Consider the following 24,846-nt stretch of genomic DNA (forward strand, 5'->3'; position numbering starts at 1 on the left):
GTGGCAGGACGGGGAGCGCGGGTACCGTCGGCGTAGGCACGCAACACAGACGGGCGGACCGTGACCCCGGCCTCGGTGAGTGCCGCGCGGCCCGGTTTGGAGGCCAGGTAGCGCAGGCGGGCCGACAAGCCGCGGCGTGTAGTGATCGGGGAGGCGATCCCGGTCGCGCGCACCACCTCCTGCAACTGCTGGGCCAGTGCCGCGCTACCGGGCATGCCCTGGGCACCGTAGAGGCCGAAGTCCCGCCAACGACCCGCCACTTCAGCGGCCCCCGATCATGTAGGCACGCTTGAGCTTAACCTGATCCGGAGCGCGACCCTCGGTGAACACCTGGCGCCAGTCGCCACGTACATGGAGCTCGTCCGTGCCAGACATCTCGTAGACGACCAAGCCGGACTCGGGCGCGGCCAGGCCGGCCTGACGCAGCTTGTACGCCTTACGCCAGAGGTTGGCGAACGCCTGAGCGCGGAAGATGTGCACCCAGTCCGGACGGCGCAGCTCCCGGTTGGTCGTCGACTCCCCAATCGTGGACACGAACTTGGAATACATCGACTTCACATACTCGTACATCACATCGTCGTCCGCCTCGATCGCCTCACGGCGGGCTGCGACGAGAGCACGCCGCAGCTTTTCCGCCAGGCCCTCGGTCGCACCGGACGTCAGGGATTCGTGGATGACCGGTGCGTCGCACAGGTCGAGCCGGGAGGCCTCGTACAGCAGGCGGAGCGTGGGTTCGGCGACCCACAGCGGGCCGGGTTCCTGACGGGCCCCCAAAGGGTTGGGCAGGTCCTGGTGGTCCCAGCCGGGTGGAGTGATGCGATGGACACCGGAGCGCTTACGGTTGTGGATGCCCGTGGTGTCGGGCTCCAGCCGACCAATCGGCAGATGTGCTTTGAGGGCGGACAGGAACGCCGCATTCATGTCGAGCGCGACCACCTCGATCGGCTCGGCGGCTTCCTTCGCCGCCTCGACGAGGGGAAGGTTCCGCCACTTCGGGCGGCCTTCCCAAATCTCATCCGAACCCCTCTGCGTCCGCTTTTTGAGGATGTCGGCGGTCGGGGGGAACTCCGAGTGTTCGTAACGGCCCCCAACACGGGACAGCTTGAACAACTCCATCACATCCACCAGGGCACGCTTCTTGTCCAAAAACCTCGTCGCGGCTTCGACGTCCCCGCCATGCGCTTCCAGAGCAGCGGAGACGTTGGCACGAATCCGAGCAGTCAACACCCCCGGCCCGGTGGCACTCCCCGCCGCGCTCCCGGCTACCGGTGAACGCCGTACCGGCGAAGCGAGCGCCGTGGTGGGTTCCACCACCGTGGTCGGGGCTGCGGGAACCTCAACCGCATCAACGGCAGGCAGTTCGGCAGCGACGGGTTCGGCCGGGGCCGGAGCGGCGGTCGCCGCGACGTCGGGCAGGACAGTGGCCGTGACGTCGGGAAGCGCCGTGGTCGACGGGGTGCTGGCGGCTGTAGCGGGGTATGCCGGCCGGTGGGCGGGGGGACACACGCCGCCGAGATGCTGCGGCCAGCCCTCGCCTCGGTAGGGGGTGGGCACTCCGCACAGCACGCACGGCTCCGGCACGGCCTGGATGGCGAGACCGGTATCGGGATCACGGTCCGCCTCGAACCACCCAGCGGCCTCGACGACGGCAGGAACGGTGTCGGTGTCGCTCGGCAGCTGAACGGGCTCGTCACCGGGTGCGCCGCCGGGCTCGTCGACAGACTCGTCGCCGGGGTGCGCGGGCAGGTCGGTGGCCGCCAGTGCGGGTCCCCGGCCGGGCGCTAGGCGGTTGTCGGGCAGCAGCGCGGCGGCGTGCGTGGGCCCGGACAACAGGTCCGGCACGGGAATGGCCCAGTGCGCCGACAACCGGTCGCAATCCGCCAACGACCACGACACCTGACCGGACTGCTTACGGCTGACCTGCGTCTGCGTCAGCCCGATGGCCGCCGCCAGATCCCGCTGCCGCTCACCGGTCCGGCTCATCAACGCACCGACAGTGAGACGCAACGTCTCCTCGGCACCCATCGTCATGCAACCATCCTACCAGCAACTATGCACACAACACATCAGTAATAGCCATCCTGCATCACCGATAGCGGGCCGAAACAGCACACAGCAACCACAGCAGCACAACAACGCAACAACAGCCGCACGACACGACACGACAGGGCGGACGCCGCCGACAACCCCCACGCGCTTCACGCACTCGGGTCCGGGCGGGGCGGGGTGAGCTCTGTGAGTCTTCGGGTGAGGGTGGCCCGTTCCCGGGCGTTGCCGACGAGGGCGAGGGCGGCACGGTAGGCGGTGGCGGCCTCGGTGGTGCGGCCCAGCCGTGTCAGCAGTTCGGCCCGGGCCGCCGGGAGCAGGTGGTAGCCGGGTAGTTCCTCGGCGTCGGTGAGGGCGTCCAGTAGGGCGAGGCCCGCCGCCGGGCCGTCACGCATGGCGATGGCCACGGCCCGGTTCAGGGCGATGAGCGGGGACGGTTCGATCCGGAGCAGCACGTCGTAGAGCGCGACGATCTGCGGCCAGTCGGTGGTCGCGAGGTCGGGTGCCTCGTCGTGCAGTGCGGCGATCGCCGCCTGTACCGCGTACGGTCCGGTACCGGGGCCGGTCAGCGCCCGCACGACGAGTTCCCGGCCCTCGGCGATGAGGCCGGCGTCCCACCGCGTGCGGTCCTGGTGCTCCAGCAGCACCTGGCCCCCGTCGGCGTCGGTCCTGGCCGCGCGCCGTGCGTCGGTCAGCAGGAGGAGTGCGAGCAGCCCCGTCACCTCCGGTTCCCGGGGGAGCAGCCGGTGGAGGATCCGGGCGAGCCGGACGGCCTCGTCGGCGAGGGCCGGGCGCAGGAGGTCGTCGCCGCAGCTGGCGGCGTACCCCTCGGTGAACACGAGGTAGACGACCCGCAGGACGCTGGGCAGCCGGTCGGGCAGTTCGTCCGGCTCCGGGACGCGGAAGGGGATGCGCGCGTCGCGGATCTTGTGTTTCGCGCGCACGATGCGCTGCGCCATCGTCGCGGTGGGCACCAGGAACGCCCGGGCGACCTCGGGCGTGGTCAGGCCCGCGAGGAAGCGCAGCGTCAAGGCGGTCCGTGCCTGCGGCGCGAGTGCGGGGTGGCAGCAGGTGAAGAACAGTTGCAGGCGCTCGTCGGGGATGTCGTCGAAGCCCGGTTCGGCGGGGGCGGGGGTGGTCCGGTCGCCCTCCGCCCGCAGCAGCGCCAGGCGTTGCGCGTACGTGCGGTCGCGCCGGATCCGGTCGACGGCCTTGCGGCGTGCCGTGGTCAGCAGCCACGCCAGCGGCTTGTCCGGCACCCCGTCGGCCGGCCAGCGCTCCAGTGCCGCCGCGATCGCGTCGGAGGCGGCTTCCTCCGCGAGGTCGAGGTCCCCGAAGCGGGCGGCGAGCAGCGCGAGCAGCCGGCCCCGGTCCTCGCGGAAGACCGCCTCCACGGAGCGGGCCGCTCGCTGCTCGTTCACGGCTGGGCCGGCTCCCAGACCGTGCGGACCTGGACCGTGCCGTACCGGGCTCCCGGGCAGCGGGCCGCCCAGTCGAGCGCGACGTCGAGGTCGGGGACGTCGATCAGGTAGTACCCGCCGACGATCTCCCGGGTCTCGGCGAACGGGCCGTCCGTCACGACGCGCTCACCGTTGACGCGGACGTGGACCGTGGTGGCGTTGGAGATGTCCAGGGCGTTCCCGTCGAGCTTGACCCCGGAGTCCGAGATGGCCTTGTCGTACGCCATGAACTCCTCCATGGTCGGTCCACCGGCCGGCTGCTGCTCGGTCGAGTCGGGTGCCGCGGTGTTGATCAGCAGCAGGTACTTCATGGTGCGCTCCAAGTGCATGGGGTTGGTTGCGCGGATATGACGAATGGCCCGGGGGGAAATCGACAGTCGCCGCAGAAATCCTCTCAGGAGATTTTCCGGTCGGCCCACGGCGACGGACGAAACATTGCATTGCGATGCGGAACGGGACGCGGATGGCTGCACTCCTCCGCGCGGCGTCCGCCGGACCGCCCCCGGCTCTCCCCCGGACGTCGGTTGAGGCCGGGGGGTGCGGGGCGCACAGGGTGTGCGGAGCGGGCGGGTCACCGGTGGGGCGGGCCGGGGCCGCCCTTCCCCCGGATGCAAGCCGCGGGGCCATGCGGAGGGCGGCGGGAGCGAATCAGCGTGGGCCACGCCAGCCCCCGGCCCAACCTCCCCGCCGGGCCGGGCCGGCGCCGGGCGGGATGGCCGCCGGGCGACCGCGGCGACCGCGGCGACGGCGGCGACGGCGGCGGGGTGGGCGGGGTCGGGACGGCACGGGTTTGCGGTTCGGTCGGTTCGGTCAGGTGCGGCAGGTCCTGCGGGCGGGGCGTCGTAACCTCGCTGCCGCACCGATGATGGTGATCACGCGAGGCCGGCGGGGTCAGCGGCACATCATGCGAAGGGGGTGTATGTCTGCACCGCGTGACTCGCTACGCGCGAGACCACGGCTCGCCCGCTCTTGGTGTCCGGGCCCGTCACGAGGATGACGTGGAAGCGGGTGCCGACCATCAGCACGGTGTTCCTTGCGTACACGTCAACCCCCTTACTGTCCTTCCAGGTGAACGTCGCCTGGGCTCCTGTCCGGCTGCCGATACGGCCTTCTGTGAAATTGCTTGTGGAGCTCCACTCCGAATTGCGGAAGGCGGCGAGTTCCGGCTCTTCCTGGGTCTGGTAGGCCACAGGATCGTTACCGTGCGGTCCGGTTCCGATGGCGTCTCGTCCGGCCACGACCACGAGTTGGCAGTCGTCCCGGGTGAACACGAACTTCGTGGCGGTGGACGGGGTCCGGCGTTGCCAGCCGTCGGGGATCTCCATCGTGAACGGCTTCTCGGCCACCCGCACGTAACCGGCGGCCGCGGGCGGGAGCGAGGCCGTATGCGGGGAGGGGCTGGGGGCTCGGCCGGCCGCGGTTCTCGCCGTCGCTCCGGCGGGGGAGCCGGGACTGCCGTGATCGCTCAGCTCGTTGATGGCCACCGGTGTGAGGGCGGCGACAGCAGCCAGGGCTGCGACGACGCCGACCGCCAGCCGCGGTACGCGCCGGGGCCCACTGCCACGAAGTGCGGGGGCCGGACGCGCCGGCGGTGCCTCGTGGTTCGTGTTCGGCGGTGCGGGGAAGGGGTGGGCCAGCGCTCGCAGGGTCTTCGCGGCCTCGTCGGCGGTCGGCCGGTTGGCGGGGTTCCGTTCCAACAGCGCTGTGATGAGTGGGGCAAGGCCGCGTGCCTGCACCGGCCGTGGCACGTTCGTGGTGAGTACCGCGGTGACGGTGGCCTCGACCGTGGGCCGCCGGAACGGGGACCAGCCCTCGGTCATCTCGAAGAGCATCACGCCGAGCGACCACAGGTCCGTCGGGGGGCCGGCTTTGAGTCCGCCCATGCGCTCCGGGGCGATGTACTCAAGACTGCCGATGAACTCGCCCGAGCGGGTCAGCGGACTCTCGCCCTCGATGTGGGCGATGCCGAAATCCGTCAGGACGACTCGCCCTTGCGGTCCGAGCAGGACGTTTGCGGGTTTCACGTCGCGGTGGAGCACCCCGCGGGCGTGTGCCGCTCCCAACGCCCCGGCCACCGCCCCCGCGACCCGCGCGGCTTCCTCCTGGGATAACGCCTTCTGCCGTTCCAGTCGCTGACCGAGGTTTTCGCCGTGGACGCGTTCCATGACGATCCACGGGCGGTTGTCGTGCATGATCACGTCATGGATGGTCACCACGGCCGGGTGGTCGATCCGTGCGGCGGCTCGTGCCTCCCGCAGCAGGCGCTCGACGCGGTCGGCACCGGCCTTCCCGTCGGCGGCGAGGTGTGGGGGGAAGTGCGCCTCCTTGAGGGCGACTTCGCGGCGAACCAGGGTGTCGTGCCCGGCCCACACCGCGCCCATGCCGCCGGATCCGAGCTGCTCAGCGAGCTGGTAGCGGCCGGCTATCAGCCGTCCGTCGACAGCGGTCCCGGGCCTTTTCCATGTTGCCATGCAGGCATGATGCCCGAACCCCGGGAGCGCTGAGGACGTACGGGACGGCGGGGAGCTGGGCGCAGGGCACGGTGGCGAGTCCCGCCAGGACCGCGGCGCGTTCGAGTGCGGCCCCGGTGGTGACCTGCCGCGGTGGGGCAGGACACCACCGGGGGCGGGGGTGCTTCAGTCGCCGGGGGGCCGGGGTCAGCCCCCGGCGGGAGGAGTGCTTCCCCCGCCGGGAGCCGGGGTCAGACCGCGGTGGCGGCGACCGGTGTGTCGTGGTGGGCCGGGGCCGGGGTGGCGGTGGGTGGGCGCAGGCGGCGGATGACGAGGGCGGTCAGGGCGAGGGCGAGCACCAGGTAGATGCCTGCTTCGATCGTCTGGAGGGGCCAGAAGTCGCTGCTGGGGTAGGCCTGGTAGAAGCGTCCGGTGTAGCCGTGGCTGTTCATGCAGCGCAGGAGTTCGGCACCCGAGTCGGGGCAGTTCATGATGTCGGCGCGGCCCCCGGAGGGTGTCAGGTAGCCCCAGTGGCCCGAGGACCAGGCGCTGCCGATGAGTTGCTTGGGGGTCATGCCGGGGCTGGTGCGGAGCTGGGGGGCGATCCACAGGGGGCGGACGGCCTGGAGGATCAGGCGCGGGACGGCGACCGCTGCGAGGGTGGCGGCCATCGCGGGCAGGGTGCGGCGGGTGAGCAGGCCGGCGAGGGTGCCGGCGGCCAGGCCGAACAGGGCGCAGGTCACGCTGGCCGGGCCGGTGCCGTTGAAGATGGCGGCGTCGTACCAGTAGGGGCCGGTCAAGGTGTTGGCGATCGGCGCCCACCACCAGGCGACCAGCGCGGCCAGGACCGCGGCGCCGGCGGCGGTGCACAGGGCGGCCAGGCCGAGGCGGCCGGCGAGCAGGCGCAGCGGGCCGGCCTCCTGGCTCAGGGTCAGGCGGTAGGTGCCGTTCTCCCATTCCCGGGCGAGCAGCGGTGCGCCCCAGAACATTCCGATCAGCGCGGGGAAGACGGTGCTGATGATGGCGAGTGCGGTGATCGGGCCGGTGTAGCGCTCGACGACGGCGCGCAGTGCCGGGTCGTCGCAGCCGTTCCATCCCTTGCACGCGGGGTGGGTGGTGGGCAGGGCGCCGGTCATGGCGGCTCGTTGCCATACGGTCCATGCGGCGCAGGCGACGAGCAGGATCAGCAGGGCGAGTATCAGGCCGCGTTGCTGGCGTCGGGCCAGCCACCAGGTGCCCTTCACGCGGCATCCCTGCCCGTGGCGGGCGCGGCGGCGCTGTCGGTCGTGGCGGTGGGGTGCAGGTGGGCGAGCAGGAGTTCCTCCAAGGAAGGGACCCGGGTGAGCCAGGGCTCTTCGGGTGGTACGGGGCCGCGTACGAGGGCGGTGAACTGCCGTCCGGTGATGGACGATTCGACGACGGGCAGGGCGGTGAGGGCGGCGGGCAGGTGGCCGGCGCGGTCGGTCCTGCCGGTGACGGCGGTGTGGGCGGTGCACAGGGGTTGGGCGGGGCCGGCCAGTCGTACGCGGCCCTGGCGCAGGAGTACCACCTGGTCGCAGATCTGTTCCGCCTCGTGGAGGATGTGCGACGAGAAGACGATGGTGGTACCGCGTTCGGCGTTGTCGGCCATGAGCAGGCCGAGTACCTGGTGTCGGGCGGGCGGGTCGAGGTCGGCGAGTGGTTCGTCGAGCAGCAGCAGGTCGGGGCGGCGGCCCAGTGCCGTGGCGAGGGCGACCCGGGTGCGCAGGCCCGGTGAGAGCCGTCCGACCCGGGTGCCGGGCGGGATGTCGGCGGTGCGCAGCACGGCGAGGGCTGCGTTCTGGTCCCAGCGGCTGTTGAGTTCGCGGCCGGCGCGCAGTTGTTCGGCGACGGTGAGTCCGGGGTGCAGCGGTTTGTCCTGGGCGACCAGGGCGGTACGGGCGCGGGCGTCGCGTGTTCCGGGGGTCCGGCCCAGGACCTGTGCGTGTCCGGTGGTGGGGGTCAGCAGGCCGGCGGCGAGGTGGAGCAGGGTGCTCTTGCCGGCGCCGTTGGGTCCGGCGAGGAGCACCACGCTGCCCGCGGGTATCTCCAGGTCGCATGCGCGCAGGGCCCAGGTGCGGCCGAACGCCCGGCCCAGTGCGTCGGTCCGCAGCGCTGCGCAGTTCGTTTCGTTCACGCGTCGTTCTCCGTGGTCGGGGGGAAGTGCTGGTCCAGCAGTGCGGTGCTCAGTGCGACGACGTCGTCGCGGTCGAGTCCGGCGGCGCGGGCCCGGGTGAACCAGGTGGTGAGCTCCGCGCGCAGCGGGGAGTCGGGAGCGAGTTGCTCACGGGCCAGGGAGCGGCGCACGAAGGTGCCGAGTCCGGGACGGGGCTCGACCAGTCCTTCGCGTTCCAGTTCCCGGTAGGCCTTCAGCACGGTGTTGGGGTTGATCGCGGTGGCCGCCACGACGTCCTTGGCGGTCGGCAGCCGGTCCCCCGGCTCCAGTACGCCCAGCAGCAGCGCCTGTTTGACCTGGTGGACGAGTTGCAGGTAGGTGGCGACCCCGCTGCTCCGCTCGATTCGGAACGCGATCATCTTCACCTCTTTCACTACTTGATTAGTGGAATGATGATGCGCGGGGTCCACGACGTCAAATCAACGACCCGGGGCCGACGTGACGGTCTGCTTGGTTTGCGACGCGAGGGTCCACTTCGTCCCCGGTGCGACGGGCCGACTCGTCCCCGGTGCGACGCGGGGGCGCGCGGGTCGCCATGGCGGCGGTTCGGCAGGGACCTGCCCGGGGGCGGTGAGTGGCCGTCAGCGGAATCGGCCGGGCCGGCGGGGTGGACGCGGGGCGCCGGCTTCTGCCCTGGACGTCGCAGGCCGGGAACGAGGAGCGGGCGAGGCGGCGCAGCGCGGGCCGGGCGCGAGGTCTTCGGGGACTGACGGGACCGCGCCCGGCCGGAGGTACGCCGAGACCGCGCGACCGGCCACGGCATACCTGCGGGCGGCCGTGCGGCGAGGCGTTCGCGGCGGGTGGGCAGGCTGCGCCGCCGGTTCGGTGGGCCCGGACCTGCGGTTTCCCGGGCCCTCGTGGCGCGGGACGCCGCGGTGTGCGGCGGCGGTCAGCGGCCGCCGGTGACGGGGATGTCCTGGCCGGTGATGTTCCCGTTCATCGCGGAGCCGAGGAAGAGCGCCGCGGCGGCGACGTCCGCCGGGGTGGTCAACCGGCCGGTCGGGGTGGCGGACTCCTGCGCGAGGCGGTGCTGGGGTGGGAGTGCCGCCAGGGCCGGGGTGTCCGTCAGGCCGGGGCTGACGGTGTTGACCAGTATCCCGGTGCCGTGCAGGTCCCACATCAGGGAGCTGAGCAGGCCGCCGAGACCGCTTTTGACGGTGCCGTAGAACTCGCGGCCGGGCTTGCCGATCCGGGCGACGAGCGAGGAGACCAGCACGATCCGCCCCCAGGAGGCCTGCCGCATGCCCGGCAGCACCAACTGGGTCAGACGCAGGGTGTGTGTGAGGTTGTCGGTGACGAACGGCGCCCACTCCTGGCGGGGCAGTTCCTCGAAGGGGACACCGGACGGGCGCAGGGCGCCGGACGCCATCGCCGCGTCGACCAGGACGTCCACCCGACCCCACGCCTCGCACACCGTGCGGACCGCGTTCTCCTGGGCGCCGGGTTCGCCGATCCGGCAGCGCACCGCGAGCGCGTCACCGGCCAGCGCACCCAACTGGGTGGCCAGTGCGCGCGCGGCGTCCTTGTCGTGCGCGTAGCCGACCGCGACCTTCGCGCCGTGTGCGGAGAACGCCTGTGCCACGGCATGGCCGATGGCGCCGGTGGCACCGGTGACCAGGACGGTACGGCCCTCTAGCCCGAAATCCATGGTGGATCGCTCCCGTCAGGGGGTGGAGGTGGCGGTCGTGGTGCCGGCGGTGACCGCGGCGAGCGCCGAGGCGAGCGGTGCGGGGTCGGGGCCGGTGCCGCGGGCGGCCACGTAGCCGTCGGGGCGCACCAGGATCCAGTCGCCACCGTCCGCCAGCGCCAGCAGCGCACGCAGAGTGCCGTCGCGGTCCTCGAGCGCACCCGGGCCGGTCCCTCCGTCGCCAAGGGTGCGTACCGACAGCCAGTCGGCCGCGGCACGGGCCGGTTCGGGCGGGCCGGGGGATGCGCTGGCCGCACCGGTAACGGCGGTGGCCGGGCCGGTGGTGGCGGTGCCGGTGGCCGTGCCGACGATGCTGGCCGTGGTGGTGGCCGGGCCGGTGGTGTAGAGCGTCCAGCGTGGGTCGCGCAGTTCCTCGACGGCGGCGGCGACCGCGGGCAGTTTCTCGTGCTCGCCGGTCCAGCAGGCCAGCCGGTAACCCGGAGGCGGGCCGGCGCAGGGCGTGGCGGCGGCGGGGGGCGGGACGCTGAGGGGGCCGGCGGCGTAGCTGAGGTCGAGGGCGGACATGGCCCGCATGATCTTGCGGGAGATCTTGGTGTGCAGGGCCTGGACGTTGCGCACGGCGGTGAACATCACCGGCAGGACCAGGCCGACCAGCGGGTTGCTCATCTGGATGAGGCGGGTGGCGCGGTTGGTGGAGCCGAGCAGTTGCTCACCGACGGGGACGCGCTCGGCGGCGTAGCTGTCCAGCAGGGTCTCGGCGCTGTGTCCGCGCAGGACGGCGGCCAGTTTCCAGGCCAGGTTGTAGGCGTCCTGGATACCGGTGTTCATGCCCTGGCCGGAGGCGGGGCTGTGGACGTGGGCGGCGTCACCGGCGACGAAGCAGCGGCCGGAGCGCATGGCGGTGATCATGCGCTGCTGGATGGTGAAGACCGACACCCAGCTGGGGGTGCGTACGGTGACCGGCCGGCCGAGTGCTTCGGTGAGCTTGCGGGCGAAGCGCGCGCCGACGGCCTGGGCGTCGCCGTCGTAGCGGGCTTCGGCGGTGTCCAGCAGCCGCCACTTGCCGGGCTGCGGGAAGGGGACGGCCATCAGGGCGCTGGAGCGGGTGCGCAGCCAGTGCAGACTGCGGTCGTCCAGGCCCGCGTCGAGTTCGGCGTCGGCGATCAGCCAGGTTTCGCTGGACTCCCCGACCAGCTTCAGGCCGAGCTGTTTGCGGATGGTGCTGTGTCCGCCGTCGCAGCCGACCAGCCAGTCGCAGCGGACCGTCTCGGTACGGCCGTCGGCGTGCCGCAGGACGGTGGTGACGCCGGTACCGTCCTGGTGCAGGGTCTCCAGCCGTACGCCCCATTCGGTCCGGGTGCCCAGGCGGGCGACCGCGTCGCGCAGGACCCGTTCGGTGATGGCCTGGTCGACCATGAGCGTCATCGGGTAACGGGTGGGCAGTTGCGAGTAGTCGGCGCGCAGCGCGGCCAGGGTCCGGCCGTTCTGGTGCAGGGTGAATCTCTGCACCGGGCGGCCCTGGGGCAGCAGTTGGGGCAGGATGCCCATCTGGTCGTAGATCTCCAGGGTCCTGGCGTGGGTGGCCAGGGCGCGGCTGGTGGTCGCGGGGGCGGGGGCGGCGTCGACCAGCCGGACGGCGATGCCGCGCCGCAGCAGCTCGTGGGCGGTGGTCAGGCCGGTCGGGCCGGCTCCGACCACGAGGACCTGGAGCGGTGTGCCGGCCGCGGCCGCATCTGGTGTCGGTCGTTCGGTGTCCACAGCGAACGACCCTCGGGCAGCCGCCTCGAAGTTGCCTCGAATCCGCGTCGAAGTGGGGCGGCAGGGGCGGCAAGTGGCGGGAGAGACGGGGCAAGGTCCGCGAACCGCCCCTTGGGGACGCGGAGTTCGGATCATACTTCTGGTGAGTAACCCATTCCTTCGGAGGACCCACGATGGCCGCTGAGCCACCAGCGAGAAACACCACCGCGCCGCCGCCCGCGGCGGCCGCGGCCGCACCCGACCGGATACCCCGGTCGATCCTGATACTCATGGGCGTCACCACGCTGGGTGCGGTGATGTCCAGTCTCGACACGACCATCGTCACGGTGGGCGTGGACGCCATGGCGCGCAGTCTGCGTTCGTCCGTCTCGGTCATCCAGTGGGTGACCACCGGCTACCTGCTGGCCTTCTCGGCGGTGATCCCGCTGACCGGCTGGGTGGTGGACCGGCTGGGGGTACGGCGCGCGTGGCTGCTGGCGCTCACCGTCTTCCTGGTGGGGTCGGTGCTTTCCGGCATCGCCTGGTCGGCGGGCTCGCTGATCGCCTTCCGTACGCTGCAGGGGCTGGGCGGCGGGATGCTGCTGCCGCTGGCCCAGACCGTACTGGCCCGGGAGGCCGAACCGCGGCTGCTGGGGCGGGTGATGGGGCTGGCCGCCATCCCCGGCATGCTCTCGCCGGTGTTCGGCCCGGTGATCGGCGGCGTGATCGTCGACCACCTGTCGTGGCCCTGGCTGTTCTTCGTCAACGTTCCCATCGGCGTGGTGGCGATCACACTGGCGGTCAAGGTGCTGCCCGGGGCGGACCGCGGGCGGCCGGTACCGCTGGACGTGGTCTCGCTGCTGCTGCTGTCACCGGGGGTGGCGGCGGTCGTCTTCGGCTTCTCGCAGGCCGGCGGCGCCCGGGGATTCGGCGCGCCGGCGGCGGTGTGGGCGCTGGTGGCCGGTGCGGTGCTGCTGGCCGCCTTCACCTGGCACTCGCTGCGCCGCGGGGACAGCGCGCTGGTCAACGTGCGGCTGTTCGCCGGGCGCGGTTTCACCGCCTCGGCGATCACCGCGACGCTGTTGGGCGCGGCGCTGTTCGGCGCACTGATCCTCTTCCCGCTGTACTACCAACTGGTGCGCGGTCAGGGTGCAATGACGGCCGGTCTGCTGCTGGCGCCGCAGGGGGTGGGAGCGGTCCTGGTGGCCCGGTACGCGGGCAAGCTCACCGACCGGCTGGGCGCGGGCAAGGTGGTGCTGGGCGGGCTGGTGCTGGCGGTGGCCGGCACGGTTCCCTACGCGTTCGTCGGCCGGAGCACACCCGAGTGGTGGCTGGTGCTGGCGCTGCTGGTGCGCGGACTCGGTCTCGGCTTCACGTTCATGCCGACCCTGGTGGCCGCCTACCAGGGGATTCCGCGTCATGCGGTGCCCCAGGTGACCACGGTCGTCAACATCGCACAGCGGGTGGGTGGTTCGCTGGGCACCGCGTTGCTCATCACCTTGCTGCAACGTGAGTACGCCCAGCGGGCCGGACACGCCGCGGTACTCGGCGGGGGCGGTTCACGGCCGTCGCTGACCGATCTGGTGCCGGCTTTCGACCACGCCTTCTGGTGGGCCGCCGGTTTCAGCGCGCTCGCCCTGCTGCCCGCGCTGCTGCTGCCACGCAAGCCTGCCGCGGCGGCGGGACAGTGATCTGCGGCGAGCCGTTGATCTGAGACGAGCCCTTCGATCCGAGACGGGCCCTTGGCCCGAGGCGGGCCCTTGCTGAGGCCCGGTCAGCACCGAACCCGGACGGGCCGCCCCGCGCCCCCGCGCCGCCCGCCCCCGTCCGGGTTGTCTTGTTGGGGGGGTGTCTTCTTCGGGGAGTGGGGTGCTCGGGGCGTTCCGGAAGGGGTACGGGAGCCGGGGCGGGCGGCCCCGGTGCGGTCGCGTTCACCGGGGCGCCGGAACGGGCGTCCGCCGGCGCACCGGCGTTCACCGGTGCTCCCCCACCCGCTGACGCAACGGCACCGGGCACCCCGCCGACGTACCCGCGTTCACCGGTGTATCGCGACGGACGCCCCCGCCGGCGCACCGGCGTTCACCGGCACTCCCCCCGCCCACCGGCGCAACGGCACCGGGCACCCCGCCGACGTACCCCGACCCGCCGACGTACCGCGAGACGCACCCACGTCCCGGGCCGTGCGGGACCCCTCGGCGGGTCAGCGCAGGTCGTCGCGGACCACCTTGCGGTCGGCGACCAGCCATGCGCCGTTCTCGTCGCGGACCAGCAGGTCGTCGCAGGTGGTGCTGAGGCTCACCGCGGCCTGGCCGCCGCGGGGGGTGTTGATGATCAGGGCGTAGGTGCGCGCCAGGACCGAGCCGTCGGGCTGTTCGGTGATGTCCATCATGCCGAGCCAGTGGCGGACCTGGAGGCCCTCCTCGGCGTGTTGTGCCTTGACCTTGCTGGCCGCCGCGCGGATGGTCTCGCGTCCGACCGCGGGCTGCGGGTGGGCGTTGGCGGCGAAGACACCGTCGGGGGTGAAGGTCTGCGCCCAGGCATCGGCGTCGCCGCCGTCGAGCAGGTGCATCTGGTGGGCGTAGAACTGCTGGATTTCGGCGTACAGGGCGGTGTTGCCGCCGGTCGCGGGGGCGCTGTAGGGCACGGTCTGTCCTCCTGTGCGGTCGGTCGTCCTGCCGCCCGACGGTGGGGGACGTGCCTCGAAAGCGCCTTGAGGCCCGGTCGCGGGGACGCGCCCGGCGGGCCGGTGGGTGGGCGGTGTCGGGCTCCACCGGCGCTCAAGGTCGGTTCGAGCCGCGGTCACCAAGGTGGCGTTGGGCCGTGGGCACCGAGCCGCGCGGTCGACGAGGAGGTGGACGATGACCGACAGTGATCGGCGGCAGGTCGTCCTGGTCACCGGTGCGACCAGCGGGATCGGACGGGCCATCGCCGAGGAACTCGGCGGTGGCGGCGCGCAGTTGTACGTGTGCTCACGCAATCAGCAGGACGTCGACGCGACGGTGCGGGCACTGCGCGCGGCGGGGATCACCGCGGACGGGCAGGCGTGCGACGTGCGTTCGGTGAGCGACGTGGCCGCCTTCGTGGCCGGCGCGGTCGAGGCGTACGGGCGGATCGACGTCCTGGTCAACAACGCCGGGCGCAGCGGTGGCGGGGTGACCGCGGACATCGCCGACGAGTTGTGGGACGACGTGATCGATACGAATCTCAACGCCGTCTTCCGGCTGACCCGGCAGGTGCTGAAGGAGGGCGGGATGCTCGATCGCGGGTACGGGCGGATCATCAACATCGCCTCGACCGGCGGCAAGCAGGGTGTGGTGATGGGGGCGCCGTACTCGGCGTCCAAGCACGGGGTGGTCGGTTTCACCAAGGCGCTGGGCCTGGAGCTGGCCAAAACCGGGGTGACCGTCAACGCGGTGTGCCCGGGGTATGTGGAGACGCCGCTGGCCGAGCGGGTGCGGCAGGGGTACGCGGCGGCGTGGGGTACCACGACGCAGGCGGTGCAGGACAGGTTCGAGGCGAAGATCCCGCTGGGCCGGTACGCCACCGCGCAGGAGGTGGCCTCCCTGGTGGCCTATCTGGCGTCCCCGGTGACCGCGGCGATCACCGCGCAGGCCGTCAACGTCTGCGGCGGGCTCGGCAACTACTAGGAGGTGGCGGCAGATGCAGGGTTCGCCGAACGAGGAGGTGCCGGCCGTGCGCCACAGTGAGCACCGGATCACGGTGGCCGCCGGTCCGGACGAGGTCTACGCGGTGATCGCGGACGTGACGTGCTGGCCGCGGGTCTTCGGACCGACGATCCACGCCGAGCGGGTGGAGTTCGACGGCCGGGTGGAGACCATCCGGCTGTGGGCGACCGCCAACGGTGAGCCGAAGACCTGGGTGTCGCGGCGGGAGCTGGACGCGGTGGCCCGGCGGGTGGTCTTCGGGCAGATCAAGTCGCAGTCGCCGGTGCGGTCGATGCGCGGCGAGTGGATCGTGGAGGCGCTGCCCGGCGGGGGCACGAGCGTGCTGCTGACGCACGACTGGCTGCCGGTGGAGGACGTGCCGGACGCCGACGAGTGGATCGCCGCGGCGGTGGAGCGCAACAGCCGGGCGGAGCTGGCCTCGCTCAAGCGCGGTGTCGAGGGCGGGTCGACCGGCCTGGAGGCCACGTTCGAGGACACAGTGCTGATCGACGGGGCCCTCCCGGCGGTCTACAGCTTCCTGTACGAGGCCGGCAAGTGGCCGGTCAGCCTGCCGCACGTCAGCCGGGTGGAGCTGCGTGAGGACAGTCCGGGCCTGCAGTACCTGGAGATGGACACCACCGCCAAGGACGGCTCGACCCACACCACCGCCTCGATCCGGGTCTGCTTCACCGACGAGCGCATCGTCTACAAGCAGTTGGTGCTGCCGAAGCTGCTGACCCTGCACACCGGCTGCTGGACGCTGACGCGCACCCCCGAAGGGCCGGTACGCGTCACCTCGCGGCACACGATCCGTATCGACGCGGACATGGTCGCCGCGGTGCTGGGCGAGGGCAGGAGCGTGGCGGACGCCAAGGCGTTCGTGCGCGGCGCGCTCGGTGCCAACAGTCTGGCGACCCTGAACCGGGCGAAGGCCGCCGCCGAGGCGGGTCTTCATGGCTGAGGGCCTGGTCTACCCGCACGGCACGGTCGACGCGATGCTGGCCGACAGCGCGGCCAGCCATCCGCGGCGCGAAGCCGTCCGGGCCGGGCAGCGGGTGCTGGACTACGCGACGCTGGACGCCCTGGCGACCGCCTGCGCCGGCGGGCTGCGCCGGATCGTGGAGCGCACCGGGGCGGTGGTGGCGCTCACCTCGCTGCTGTCGCCGGACTTCGTGATCGGCTACTACGGCATCCTGCGCAGCGGCAACGTGACCGCGCCGGTCAACCCCTACCTCCAGCCCGAGCAGCTCGCGCACGTGCTGAGCGAATCGGGTACCGAGGTGGCGCTGGTGGACGCGCGGACGGCGGCGAAGATCGCCACGGTGCGCGACCGGCTGCCGCGGCTGCGCGAGGTCATCCTGATCGGCGGGTCCGACGGGAGCGGTGTGCCGGGCGGGAGCGGCGTCTCCGGCGGAGGCGCTTCGGGCGGCGTGAGCGGTGCTTCGGAGCGCACCTTCGCGTCCCTGCTGGACGGGCCGGCGGGCGGGTTGCCGGCCAGGGGACGGGTGTGTCCCGGGGACCTGGCGGTGCTGCACTTCACCAGTGGCACCACGGGTGCGCCGAAGACGGTGATGCTCAGCCACCGCAACGTGACGGCCAACGCGGTGCAGGTCGCCGCGGCGCACCGGCTGGGCGGGGGCTCGGTGGTCGTCAACCACCTGCCGACGTATCACCCGATGCACATGAACTCGGCGATCGCGGCGGGCGCGGCGCAGATCCTGGTGACCGGGCCGGACGCCGCCGAGTCGGTGCGCACCGCCAACCGGTACGGCGCCTCGCACTACTACAGCCTGCCGGTGCGGCTGACCGCGCTGGCCGACTCCCCGCAGCTGGGCGGGTTGCGTTTCGAGACGGTCCGGATGATCGCCTCGGGCGGCTCGGCGCTGGCACCGGCGGCGGCGCGCAAGCTCGCCGAGCACTTCCAGATCCCGGTGGTCCAGGGCTACGGGCTGGCGGAGACCTCGCCGCTGACCCATTCCGACGATCCGGCGGACTGGCGGCCCGGTTCGGTGGGGCGGCCGGTCGCCGACACCGAGGCGCGGGTCGTGGACGTCGACGACGGGCGAGTGCTGGAGCCGGGCTCGATCGGCGAGGTCCAGGTGCGTGGCCCGCAGGTGATGCTCGGTTACCTGGGTGAGTCCGCGGGGTCGTGCGTGGACGAGGAGGGGTGGCTGTCGACCGGTGACGTGGGCCAGATCGGTGCCACCGGGCGGCTGACCCTGGTCGACCGGATCAAGGACGTCTTCAAGCGCGACAACTGGCTGGTCTCGCCGACGTCGGTGGAACGGTCGCTGGCCCGGCATCCGGCGGTGCGCGACTGCGTGGTGGTCGACCACCCCGAACCGCTGCACGGCGCGGTGGCCACCGCGTTCGTGGTCCGCGCCGAGCAGGACACGACCGCGGTGGCGGCGATCGCCGCCGAGGTCAACGAATCGATGCCGTACTACCAGCACATCGAGCACATCGAGATCGTGGAGTCGATTCCGCGTTCTGCCAACGGCAAGGTCGCGCGTACCGAGTTGCGGGCCCGGATGGCGCGGATCCTGCGCGCTGCCCCGCTCGGCCGGTCCGGTGGCCCGTCCGACATCGTCCAGGGTTCGTCCCACATCGTCGGTGGTTGTTCCGACATCGTCTCAGGAGGCAACGCTGTGATCACCTTCATCACCCGTTTCACGCTCAGGGGCGACGACGGCACGGAGTTCGAGCGGCTGTTCGCCGAGCACTGCGCCTTCATGGCCGCCCGGCCCGGCTTCGTCGACTTCCGGATGGTCCGGTCCGCCTCGAACCCCAAGGTGTACGTCAACATCGGCCGCTGGACCGATCCGGGTGCGCACAAGGCGGTCGTGAGCAGTGAGGAGTTCCTCTCGCACGTGAAGGCGATGGGCCCGCTGGTCGAGGTGGAGGCGGACCTGTACTTCCCGGTCGCCTCGTCCGAAAGCTGACCCCGGTGAACGGGGAGGCTGCGGCCGGGGACGCTCCGGCCTGGTCGGGTGGGGGGCCGTTGTCCCGGTTGGAGGGCAAGGTCGCCCTGGTGACGGGGGCGGGGCGCGGGGTGGGGCTGGCGGTCGCCCGCAAGCTGTGCGCCTCCGGCTGCCGGGTGGTGCTCAACCACCGCGGAACGCCGGCGGACGCCGAGCCGCTGCTGCGGTTGTTCGACGGGCTGGCCGGCACCGCCGAGGCGGTACGGGCCGACGTGCGGCGGCCGCGGGAGACGGTGGCCGCGCTGCGCGAGGTGGCGGACCGGCACGGGCGGCTGGACCTGCTGGTGCACAACGCCGGCACCTGGCACCCGATGCCGGCCACCGCCGCCCGTCCGGGGGCGCTGCGGGAGGACATGTCGCTGGCGCTCGCCCCGCTGCTGACGGCGGCCCCGCTGCTGCCGGAGCTGATGCCGGACGGCGGGCGGGTGGTGGCGGTCTCCAGTTCCGGGGCCCGCGCGGTGGTACCCGGCGGCTACGTCAGCGCCGGGCTGGCCAAAGCGGCGCTGGAGGCACTGGTGCGGTACCTGGCCGCGGAGCTGGCCGGGCGGGGGATCGCGGTGAACGCGGTCTCCACCGCCAAGATCGACAAGGGCCCCGACACCGTCGACGCGCAACTGCGGCAGGTGCTGACCCGGCGCACACCGGGTGGGCGGCTGACGGTGCCGCAGGACGTGGCGGACGCGGTGGCACTGCTGTGTACCGATGAGGCGGGCTGGATCCACGGGCAGACGCTCGTGGTGGACGGCGGTATGAGCCTGCTGGCCTGACCGGCGGATTCGGAAGGCATGACCGGTGGGGGCGCGGCGGGGCGGGGTACGCCCGGCGGCGCGGCGGAGGCGGGGGCGGGAACGGGCGCGTCCGACGGCGCGGCGGGGTACGCCCGGCGGTGCGGAGGGCCGGCGTGCCCGGCGGTGCGGTGGGGGGCGGGTACGCCTGGCGGCGGGTCGGGCGGCCGTTCGCGGGCCAGGCCCGTCCTCCGGTTCGTGAGTGCGCCTGTTCCCCGGTCGCTGGCCGGTGGGGGCCGGGTGTGCGGTTCCGTGCGCCCGCGGTGACAGGTGTTCGGGTGCGTCCCGGCAAAGGCGTTCGGGCGTACCCCTGGCAAACCGGCCGCCTCCGGGGCGGTCGTCCAGTGGAGGGAGAGCGATCGTGCGCACCATCAAGGCCGACGTGCTGGTCGTGGGGGGCGGGCCCGCGGGCCTGGCGATGTCGCTGCTCCTGCTGCGTTCCGGGTTGTCGGTGGCGCTGGCCGAGAAGTCGCGTTCGCTGGAGCGTGAGTACCGCGGGGAGATCCTCCAGCCCGGCGGTCAGGAGATCCTGCACCGGCTGGGGGTGTTGCGCGGTGCCCGCGAGCGCGGTGCCTACGAGCACGACGCGTTCCGGCTGCGGCAGGGCGACCGGGTGCTGCTGGACGCCGACTACCGGCGGCTGCCGGGACCGTTCAACTGCCTGCTGAGCGTGCCGCAGGCGCACATGCTGACCGAACTGCTCGATGCCTGTGCCCGGTTCGACTCCTTCACCTTGCTGTCCGGTACCCGTATCGGCGCGCTGCTGCACGAGGGCGGACGGGTGGTGGGGGCCACCGGTGGCGGTGCGGACGGTGAGCGGGAGGTGCGGGCGTCGGTGGTGGTGGGTGCCGACGGGCGCAACTCCAAGGTGCGCCGGCTCGCCGGGATCGGTACCCGCCGCCAGGAGGCGTTCGACCAGGACGTGTTGTGGTTCAAGCTGCCGGCGCCGGCCGTGGCCGGGCGGCGGCTGGTGGAGGTGCACCGCGGCGCGGGCGCGCCGGTGATGGTCTACCACTGCCATCCGGACCGGCTCCAGGTCGGCTGGACGCTGCCGCACGGCGGTTACCGCGAGGTGGCCGGGCGCGGGGTGGAGCACGTGCGTGAGGAGATCGCCCGTGCGGTGCCCGAGCACGCCGAGGCGGTACGCGCCGGGATCCGGAGCCTGAAGGACGTCTCGCTGCTGGACGTCTTCTCCGCGCAGGCCGACCGGTGGGTGGCCGACGGTCTGGTGCTGATCGGTGACAGTGCGCACACCCACGGCCCGATCGGGGCGCAGGGGATCAATCTGGCGCTCCAGGACGCGGTGTTGCTGCATCCGCTGCTGGTGGCCGCGGTCCGCGGGGGTGACACCTCGGCCGCCGCGCTGTCGCAGTTCGAACGGCGGCGCCGGCCGGTGATCGCGGCGGTGCTCAAGCTCCAGGCGATGCAGGGGCGGATGATGCTCTCCTCCAACCCGGTGGCCACCGCGGTGCGTCCGGTGATGGTCCGCGCGGTCTCGCACACCCCGCTCTACCGCAAGGTGCTGCACCGGCTGGCGTACGGCCCGGACGCGCCGTCGGTACGGGCCGATCTGTTCACCGCCGAACCACGGTGACCGCGGGTCGGCTCCGCATGGGCGGCGAGTTCCGTTTCCTCTCGGGTGGGTTTCGTTCCCTCTCGGGTGGGTTCCGTTTTCCCGGGCCGGTTCCGTTCCCCTCGCGCCGGTTCCGTTTCCTCTCCCCCGCGGGTCGTTCTCCCGTCCCTTACGGATCGTTCCCCGCCGGACCGTTCTTCCGTTCCTGTCTGCCCGTGACCTCGATTTCCTGTGGAAAGGCTCCGTCATGCGACTGATCGATCTGTCCTCCCCGGTGGACTCCACTTTCTGGGAGCCGGATCCGGTGACCCACACGGTGCTGTCGCCGGCCGAGGGCGCCCGGCACATGGCGTCGGAGATGAAGGCCCACTTCGGGCTGGACTTCCCCGTCGAGACGCTGCCCGGTGGGGAGTTCCTCAGTAACGACACCCTCACCCTGACCACCCACACCGGTACCCATGTCGACGCCCCCTCGCACTACGGCACCGCCTCCCACGGCACCGCACGGCACATCGACGAGATGCCGCTGGAGTGGTTCCACCGGCCGGCCGTCGTGGTGGACGTGCGGGACGTGGGCACCGGGGTGGTCGGTGAGCGGCGGCTGAAGGAGGAGTTCGACCGGATCGGCCGGTATCCCGACGCGCTGGACATCGTCATCCTGCACACCGGCGCCTACGAGTGGGTGGGCACGCCGCGTTACTTCACCGACTTCGCCGGGCTGGACGGCTCCGGCGTCAACTACCTGCTGGACCTGGGCGTCCGGGTGATCGGCACCGACGCGTTCAGTCTGGACGCGCCGTTCACCCACATCATCGACACCTTCCGCCGTACCGGGGACCGTGCCGTGCTGTGGCCGGCGCACTTCGCCGGCCGGGAGCGCGAGTACTGCCAGATCGAACGGCTGGCGAACCTGGCCGCGGTGCCCTCGCACGGCTTCCAGGTCAGCTGCTTCCCCGTCAAGATCGCCCGGGCGGGGGCCGGCTGGGCACGCGCGGTGGCCATCCTCGACTGAACGCCACGGGAAGGAGCAACGCCGAGGGGCTCGCACCGGACGGTGCGAGCCCCTCGGCGTTCGGGTCGGTGGTGCGGGTCAGGCGGGCAGGGCGTCGTGCCGTACCCGGCGGTCGCGGATCTGCCAGCGGCCCTCGGTGCGGACGATCTCGTCCACGCAGGCGGTGCTGCGGTCGATCTGGGGTGCCCGGTCCTTGCCGACCGCCATCAGCAGTGCGTAGCTGGTGGCGCGGACGGTGTGCTCGTCGATCGGTTCGACCGTGGTCATGCCCATCCAGTGCCGGTGCTGCACCCCGCGGGCGGCGAGTTCGGCGTGGGCGCGGCGGATCACCGCGACGATGGCGTCGCGGCCGTGGGCGGGGCGGGGGTTGGCGTTGTTGGAGATGGTGGCGTCGTGGGTGAAGGTCTCGCCCCACGCGTCGACGTGGCCGTCGTCGACCAGGCGCATGTGGTGGGCGTAGAAGGCCTGGATCTCGCCGTAGAGCCCGGCGTCGGCGGTCGCGGTGGTCATCGGGTGCCTTCCTGCTCGTCGGTGCTCGTGACGTCGTCGGTGCTCGTGGCGTCGGGGATGCTTGTGGCGTCGGGGGTGAACCAGGTGGACAGGGCGGTGGTCAGGCCCTGGGTGTCGGTGGCGTCCGCGGTGGCCCAGGCGACGTAGCCGTCGGGGCGGACCAGGGCGGCGGCCAGGCCGGTGGTCTCCTCCTGCGCGTCGAGGCGGGCCGGTATGTGGCGCACGCTGTCGTGCCAGGGTTTGGCCAGGTCGCCCGGCGCGCCGCTGTCGGTGAGGTCGAGCAGCAGTGCGTCGGCCTGCCGCAGCAGCTGCGGTGTGCTGACCGGCCCGTCGGGGGTGTGTATCAGCAGTGCCGGGAGCCGGGCGCCGACCAGGGGGTGTCGCGGGATGCCGGGCATCGGGTAGCGCACGTCGAGGCCGGTGATCATCTCGGCGATGTAGGTGTTGACCTGGGGCAGGTCCAGCAGTTCGCTGAACATGTCGCGCAGGGGGGTGATGCGTTCGGACGGGTGCATCAGTGACAGTTGCGCACGGGTGTTCATGCAGACGCGGTGGCCGACCGGGTGGCGCTCGGTGTGGTAGGTGTCGAGCAGTCCGTCCGGGGCGGTGCCGCGGACGGTGGCGGCCAGTTTCCAGCCGAGGTTGAGCGCGTCCTGCAATCCGGTGTTGAGGCCCTGGCCGCCGGCCGGGAAGTGGATGTGTGCCGCGTCGCCGGCGAGCAGCACCCGGCCCACCCGGTAGGCGGCGGCCTGCCGGCTGGCGTCGCCGAACCGGGAGAGCCAGTACGACTCGCCGATCTCCAGCCAGGTGCCCGAGACCCGGTGGGCGGTCTCGCGCAGTTCCGGCACGGTCAGCGGGATGTGCCGCGCCACCGGCTCGGCGTCGAACTCCACCGCGACGATGCGGTAGCGGTCGCCGCCCAGGGGGATCATGCCGAACAGTCCGCCGGGCAGGCGCAGCAGTTCGCGGGCCTGCGGGCGTTCGCCGAGGATCTGTACGTCGCCCAGGACGGCGTTGACGGTGGAGGCGGTGCCGGGGAAGTCGACCCCGGTCAGTTTGCGTACCGTGCTGCTGCCGCCGTCGCAGCCGATGAGGTAGTGCGCCGGCTGCCGGTAGTGGCCGTCGTCGGTGCGGACGGTGACGGTGACGCCGTCCGGGTGCTGTTCCAGTGCGGTGACCTCGTGGCCGCGGCGGATCTCCACTCCGAGTTCCACCGCTCGTTGCGCGAGCAGTTCCTCGGTCCTGGACTGCGGGACCATCAGCGCGTAGGTGTGTTTGCCGGCCAGTTTGGTCAGGTCGACCTTGCGCAGTCCGGCGAAGTGTCCCTTGGGCCATACCGGGGCCTGGTGTTCGATCTTGTCGAGCAGGCCGCGTTGTTCGAAGACCTCGACGGTGCGTGAGTGCAGGCCCAGTGCCCTGGACTGGCCGGTGGGCTGCGCCAGGCGTTCCAGCACCACGGCCTGTACTCCGCCGAGGGCCAGTTCGCAGGCGGCCATCAACCCGACCGGGCCGCCGCCGGCCACCACGACCTGTGCGGTCCCGTGCGGGGAGGTCATGGGGTCACCGCCGCGAGTATGCGGTCCGCCGTCGGGCCGGTTGGGGCGGGGTGGGCCGGTGCGGGGGGCGTCGTGCGGTGCCGGGGGGTCACGGCTTCACCGCCACGAGTACGTAGTCGCTGCCGATGGTGCGGATGCGTTCGCCCTGTTCGATGGTGAAGCCGGCCTTCTCCAGCCACTGGCGACAGTCGGTGACCGGGTATTCGCTGCCGCCGGTGACCAGGGCGACTTGGAGGCTGCCGAGTATCGCGGCCAGTTCGGGTTCGGTGTCGTCGAGCATCTGGTCGTAGACGACCACCGCGCCGCCGGGGGCCAGGGCCTGGAAGGCCTTGTCGAGCAGGGTCTGGCGTGCGTCGGGCTCCCAGTCGTGCAGCACGTGGCCGAAGACCAGGACATCGGCGGTGGGCAGCGGGTCGGCGAAGAAGTCACCGGCGTGGAAGGTGACCCGGTCGCTCAGGCCGGCCTGTGCCATGTGTTCGTCGAAGAGCGGTTCCACCGCGGGCAGTTCGAAGACCCCGCCCGTCAGGTGGGGGTGGGCGGTCAGGACCGCGGCGGCGATGTGGCCGCGGGCGCCGCCGACGTCGACGAAGCTGTGGTAGCGGCTCCAGTCGACGACCTCGGCCAGTTGCGGGCCCACCAGTGCGTGTGCGGAGTCCATGTGGGCCAGGAAGCGGCGGGCCGCTTCGGGGTTGCGGTAGAGGCGTTCGAACGCGCCGGGGCCGGCGCCGTTGTCTGCCTTGGCCTGACCGTCCTTGAGTGCTTCGGTCAGCCGTCCCCACATCGCGTAGTGGCGGGCGGCGGCGGTGCGTACCGAGGCGCCGAGGTAGTAGGGGCTGCCGGGCAGCAGGCAGGCGGAGGTCTGCGCGCTGTTGCGGTAACCGGAGGCGGTGTCGTCGACCAGGCCGAGCGCGACGAGCGCGCGCAGGAAGTCGGGCAGCAGGCGCGGGTGCAACTCGAGGCGGGTGGCGATGGTGGTGAGGTCGGCGGGGGCCTCGTCGAGCAGTTCGAACAGGCCGGTCTCGACCGCGGCGTGCAGGATCTTGGACTGGGCGTAGGCGGTGTTCAGCCGGCCGATCGTGATCGTTGGCGTGTAGGGGGCGGCGGCATCGGTTCCCATCAAGGTCCTCCAGGGTGCGTCGGGTCGGTCCCAGCCTCGATCGGCGACCTTGAAGCCACCTCGAACCGGCCTCATGCCGGGGGTCGGGGGCGGGAGTGCGGCGGGGCGGGGG

At 72.3% G+C, this 24,846-nt stretch carries 20 protein-coding genes and 1 pseudogene; 7 read left to right on the forward strand and 14 right to left on the reverse strand.

All coding sequences use genetic code 11. The features are described from left to right. The 10 genes and pseudogenes from POF43_RS32130 to POF43_RS32175 form a co-directional block, all read right to left on the reverse strand. Window positions 1–215: pseudogene (locus POF43_RS32130) on the reverse strand (hypothetical protein); the annotation flags it as partial. Between the two features lie 46 nt (window positions 216–261). Further along, complete coding sequence (locus tag POF43_RS32135) at window positions 262–2,031, reverse strand: helix-turn-helix domain-containing protein (RefSeq protein ID WP_271325150.1); 1,770 nt, start codon at window positions 2,029–2,031, stop codon at window positions 262–264. A gap of 167 nt (window positions 2,032–2,198) precedes the next feature. Next, complete coding sequence (locus POF43_RS32140; protein WP_271325151.1) at window positions 2,199–3,467, reverse strand: RNA polymerase sigma factor; 1,269 nt, start codon at window positions 3,465–3,467, stop codon at window positions 2,199–2,201. After that, on the reverse strand, window positions 3,464–3,817 hold the full coding sequence (locus POF43_RS32145) for a YciI family protein (protein ID WP_271325152.1): 354 nt from the start codon (window positions 3,815–3,817) through the stop codon (window positions 3,464–3,466). Before POF43_RS32145 ends, POF43_RS32140 begins: the two co-directional genes overlap by 4 nt. 591 nt (window positions 3,818–4,408) lie before the next feature. After that, on the reverse strand, window positions 4,409–5,977 hold the full coding sequence (locus POF43_RS32150) for a serine/threonine-protein kinase (protein WP_282704903.1): 1,569 nt from the start codon (window positions 5,975–5,977) through the stop codon (window positions 4,409–4,411). 230 nt (window positions 5,978–6,207) lie between these two features. Continuing rightward, a complete protein-coding gene (locus tag POF43_RS32155; RefSeq protein ID WP_282704904.1) occupies window positions 6,208–7,200 on the reverse strand; it encodes an ABC-2 membrane transporter-related protein in 993 nt (330 codons plus the stop codon). Beyond that, the gene (locus tag POF43_RS32160; protein WP_282704905.1) at window positions 7,197–8,111 is read right to left on the reverse strand and encodes an ATP-binding cassette domain-containing protein; all 915 of its coding nucleotides are present in this window, start codon (window positions 8,109–8,111) and stop codon (window positions 7,197–7,199) included. Before POF43_RS32160 ends, POF43_RS32155 begins: the two co-directional genes overlap by 4 nt. Continuing rightward, the gene (locus POF43_RS32165) at window positions 8,108–8,509 is read right to left on the reverse strand and encodes a GntR family transcriptional regulator (RefSeq protein ID WP_271316599.1); all 402 of its coding nucleotides are present in this window, start codon (window positions 8,507–8,509) and stop codon (window positions 8,108–8,110) included. Before POF43_RS32165 ends, POF43_RS32160 begins: the two co-directional genes overlap by 4 nt. Window positions 8,510–9,039: 530 nt before the next feature. Further along, window positions 9,040–9,798 (reverse strand): SDR family NAD(P)-dependent oxidoreductase, encoded by a 759-nt coding sequence (locus POF43_RS32170; protein WP_271325572.1) that lies wholly within the window; start codon window positions 9,796–9,798, stop codon window positions 9,040–9,042. A gap of 15 nt (window positions 9,799–9,813) precedes the next feature. Next, complete coding sequence (locus POF43_RS32175) at window positions 9,814–11,556, reverse strand: FAD-dependent oxidoreductase (RefSeq protein WP_282704906.1); 1,743 nt, start codon at window positions 11,554–11,556, stop codon at window positions 9,814–9,816. Window positions 11,557–11,825: 269 nt separating this feature from the next. Here POF43_RS32175 and POF43_RS32180 point away from each other — a divergent pair, with 269 nt between their 5' ends. Beyond that, complete coding sequence (locus POF43_RS32180; protein ID WP_271324387.1) at window positions 11,826–13,226, forward strand: MDR family MFS transporter; 1,401 nt, start codon at window positions 11,826–11,828, stop codon at window positions 13,224–13,226. Between the two features lie 509 nt (window positions 13,227–13,735). Here POF43_RS32180 and POF43_RS32185 read toward each other — a convergent pair. Continuing rightward, a complete protein-coding gene (locus POF43_RS32185; protein ID WP_271317423.1) occupies window positions 13,736–14,179 on the reverse strand; it encodes a nuclear transport factor 2 family protein in 444 nt (147 codons plus the stop codon). A gap of 214 nt (window positions 14,180–14,393) precedes the next feature. On the opposite strand from POF43_RS32185, the gene POF43_RS32190 reads away from it, so the two are divergent. From POF43_RS32190 to POF43_RS32215, 6 genes are all read left to right on the forward strand, one after another. Then, a complete protein-coding gene (locus tag POF43_RS32190; RefSeq protein ID WP_271324386.1) occupies window positions 14,394–15,182 on the forward strand; it encodes an SDR family NAD(P)-dependent oxidoreductase in 789 nt (262 codons plus the stop codon). Window positions 15,183–15,195: 13 nt separating this feature from the next. Then, window positions 15,196–16,161 carry an aromatase/cyclase gene (locus tag POF43_RS32195; protein ID WP_271324385.1) on the forward strand — a complete coding sequence of 322 codons (966 nt, stop codon included), beginning with the start codon at window positions 15,196–15,198 and terminating at the stop codon, window positions 16,159–16,161. Beyond that, window positions 16,154–18,142: an AMP-binding protein gene (locus POF43_RS32200; RefSeq protein WP_271324384.1), complete on the forward strand. Its 1,989-nt coding sequence runs from the start codon at window positions 16,154–16,156 to the stop codon at window positions 18,140–18,142. Before POF43_RS32195 ends, POF43_RS32200 begins: the two co-directional genes overlap by 8 nt. Window positions 18,143–18,147: 5 nt before the next feature. Beyond that, on the forward strand, window positions 18,148–18,948 hold the full coding sequence (locus POF43_RS32205; protein ID WP_282704907.1) for an SDR family oxidoreductase: 801 nt from the start codon (window positions 18,148–18,150) through the stop codon (window positions 18,946–18,948). A gap of 379 nt (window positions 18,949–19,327) precedes the next feature. Then, entirely contained in the window at window positions 19,328–20,560 is a 1,233-nt protein-coding gene (locus tag POF43_RS32210) for an FAD-dependent monooxygenase (protein ID WP_308217306.1), read from the forward strand. Between the two features lie 226 nt (window positions 20,561–20,786). After that, window positions 20,787–21,551 (forward strand): cyclase family protein, encoded by a 765-nt coding sequence (locus POF43_RS32215; protein WP_271317077.1) that lies wholly within the window; start codon window positions 20,787–20,789, stop codon window positions 21,549–21,551. Window positions 21,552–21,629: 78 nt separating this feature from the next. Here POF43_RS32215 and POF43_RS32220 read toward each other — a convergent pair whose 3' ends face one another. The 3 genes from POF43_RS32220 to POF43_RS32230 form a co-directional block, all read right to left on the reverse strand. Next, the gene (locus POF43_RS32220; protein ID WP_271325182.1) at window positions 21,630–22,061 is read right to left on the reverse strand and encodes a nuclear transport factor 2 family protein; all 432 of its coding nucleotides are present in this window, start codon (window positions 22,059–22,061) and stop codon (window positions 21,630–21,632) included. After that, window positions 22,058–23,617 carry an FAD-dependent monooxygenase gene (locus tag POF43_RS32225; RefSeq protein WP_271325181.1) on the reverse strand — a complete coding sequence of 520 codons (1,560 nt, stop codon included), beginning with the start codon at window positions 23,615–23,617 and terminating at the stop codon, window positions 22,058–22,060. Before POF43_RS32225 ends, POF43_RS32220 begins: the two co-directional genes overlap by 4 nt. Before the next feature lie 88 nt (window positions 23,618–23,705). Continuing rightward, window positions 23,706–24,734 carry a methyltransferase gene (locus POF43_RS32230; protein WP_271317080.1) on the reverse strand — a complete coding sequence of 343 codons (1,029 nt, stop codon included), beginning with the start codon at window positions 24,732–24,734 and terminating at the stop codon, window positions 23,706–23,708. Window positions 24,735–24,846 lie beyond the last annotated feature (112 nt).

This window comes from Streptantibioticus silvisoli, assembly GCF_027947535.2.
GTDB classification, from domain to species: Bacteria; Actinomycetota; Actinomycetes; order Streptomycetales; family Streptomycetaceae; genus Streptantibioticus_C; species Streptantibioticus_C silvisoli.